The sequence below is a fragment of the Deltaproteobacteria bacterium genome, from assembly GCA_019309545.1.
Taxonomy (GTDB): Bacteria; Desulfobacterota; Desulfobaccia; order Desulfobaccales; family Desulfobaccaceae; genus Desulfobacca_B.
The window spans coordinates 1-2249 of sequence record JAFDGA010000092.1; the positions used below are offsets into that span (position 1 = coordinate 1).

The following is a 2249-nucleotide window of genomic DNA, read 5'->3' on the forward strand; positions in this document are numbered from 1 at the left end:
GGAGGTATAATATGTTTATCGAACTTCATATGCTTCAAAATTTTGCACCATCCTGTCTCAACCGGGATGATACCAACTCCCCCAAGGATTGTGAATTCGGCGGCTACCGCCGAGCCCGCATTTCTAGCCAGTGCATCAAGCGATCCATTCGGCAATATTTTAAGAACGAAATGCGTCTCCCTGTTGAATCCCTGGCCAAACGTACCAAGCGATTAGTAGATGAAGTTACCAAACGTCTGGAGGAAGCCGGAATAGACCCTTCTCTGGCCCGAAAAGTGGTGGAAACCGCACTCAGCGGCTGGGGCTTAGGAGTCAAAGAGGAAGGTAAAACCGAATACCTTCTTTCCCTGGGAGAGAATGAAATCGCCTCTCTCGCCTCAGCCTGCCAGGAATATTGGGATGTCTTGGTACAGGTTGTTCAGGCGGCAGAAGACGAAGCCCCGGAAGGAGAAAAGGCCAAGAAGAACAAGAAAAAACTAGCTAAAGCAGCAATCCCGGAGGAATTCAAAAAAATTATGGGGCAGATATTGGACGGTGGCAAAGCAGTGGATTTGGCCCTTTTTGGCAGGATGCTCGCCGACCTCCCGGAAAAGAATATCGATGCTGCCTGCCAGGTAGCTCATGCCATCTCCACCCACAAAATCAGTATGGATTTTGATTTTTATACCGCAGTGGACGACCTCAACCCCAAAGAAACTGCTGGTGCGGGGATGATGGGTACTATCGAGTTCAATTCTGCCTGCTTTTACCGGTATGCCAACATCGATATGAGTCAGCTGCAAGAAAACCTGGGAGGAGATCAAGACTTGTCTATAAAGGCGGTGGACGCCTTCCTCCGGGCCGCCGCAGCCGCCATTCCCACCGGCAAGCAAAACAGTATGGCCGCCCAGAATCCACCTTCTTTCATCTTAGGAGTAGTCCGTCAATCCGGTCTCTGGTCCCTGGCTAACGCTTTTGTCGAGCCGGTCCGACCTGACCAGAAAGGGAACTTGATTCAAAAATCCGTTACTGCCCTGGAGAACTATTGGGAGAAGCTGGCAACCGCATACGGGGAAAAGGGTATCCTGCTCAAATCAGCCCTGGCCATTGATAATGAATTGCAAAAATTACAAGATCATCAGGTGGAAAACCTTGAAGCTTTAGTAACTAAAGTTATGGATGTTATCCGATCAACCTGATCTTGGTGATAAGGAGGGCAAGCCGTGAAAACCCTTCTCTTACGATTAACCGGCCCCATGCAATCCTGGGGGACGCAAAGCCGGTTTAGTTACCGGGATACAGAGATGGAGCCTTCCAAGAGCGGCGTGATCGGCCTGCTGTGCGCTGCCTTGGGACGGCCCCGCTCACATCCTGTAGATGATTTGGCCCGCTTGCGGATGGGAGTGAGAGTAGATCGGGAAGGCATTATGCAGGTTGATTTTCATACCGCCGGGGGCACTCACCGCAAAGGTGATTCCTATGGAGTCGCTAAAGCGGACGGCAGTAAACCCCAGCCAGTTACTTCCCAACGCTACTACCTGGCTGACGCCGATTTCCTGGTAGGTCTGGAATCTCACGATGAAGCACTTCTTAGACAGCTGGATCAAGCCTTGGCCCACCCCAAGTGGCCTCTTTATTTGGGAAGAAAATCTTTCGTCCCTGCTGGGCCTGTGCCTATTGGTTATCGCCCCCCTGATTTTCCAGGCCCCCCTGAGTTCGCCGGTATAATCTACCTTCCACTGGAAGAAGTTCTCCATAACTATCCCTGGATACCCCGCACCCTCAGGGAGAAAGAAAAGAAACTGGCCGAGATCGAGTCAGAACATCAGGCTGGCCGGGCTCTGCGCCTGCGTATGGTGCTGGATGCCCCCTTCGGCTCCACGGCCGAGGTCCGTCACGATGTCCCGCTCTCCTTTGCTGACCGTTCTTTTACCATACGTTATGTCGAAACCAGGTTATTGCCAGGAAATGCATCGCACCATCATGTCTGCCTTTCCTTCCCTGCCAATCCCTGCGGCTAGCGCTAGAGAAAATTTCTCTGTCCTGCATCGGCTGGAGGCAGATCGCCGCCGGAGGAAAGTTGTCTTATATGTCCAATCCCGAGAAAAGCCGGATTGGTCATGCTTGCCGCCCGATTACCTGATGGATATACCGGCAGAAGAAAACCCGGCCCTAAAATCGATCATCCAGCAATATAGTTCGCTCCAACCAGGGACAATCCTTTATTTTCGCCTGCGGGCCAACCCGACCCGAAAGATTGACACCAAAAC

3 protein-coding genes are annotated in these 2249 nt (G+C 51.9%); all 3 read left to right on the forward strand.

From position 1 onward, the window contains the following. Positions 1-11 precede the first annotated feature (11 nt). Complete coding sequence (gene cas7e / locus JRG72_11895; protein ID MBW2135903.1) at positions 12-1178, forward strand: type I-E CRISPR-associated protein Cas7/Cse4/CasC; 1167 nt, start codon at positions 12-14, stop codon at positions 1176-1178. Positions 1179-1202: 24 nt separating this feature from the next. Then, positions 1203-2000, forward strand: coding sequence for a type I-E CRISPR-associated protein Cas5/CasD (cas5e, locus tag JRG72_11900; GenBank protein MBW2135904.1), 798 nt, complete (start codon positions 1203-1205; stop codon positions 1998-2000). Continuing rightward, a partial coding sequence (locus JRG72_11905) for a type I-E CRISPR-associated protein Cas6/Cse3/CasE (protein ID MBW2135905.1) occupies positions 1963-2249 on the forward strand: 287 nt, incomplete at its 3' end. The genes cas5e and JRG72_11905, both read left to right, overlap by 38 nt.

Excerpts from the sequence above, each read along its gene's own strand:
- cas7e (MBW2135903.1), top strand. The coding sequence starts at position 12 with ATGTTTATCGAACTTCATATGCTTCAAAATTTTGCACCATCCTGTCTC.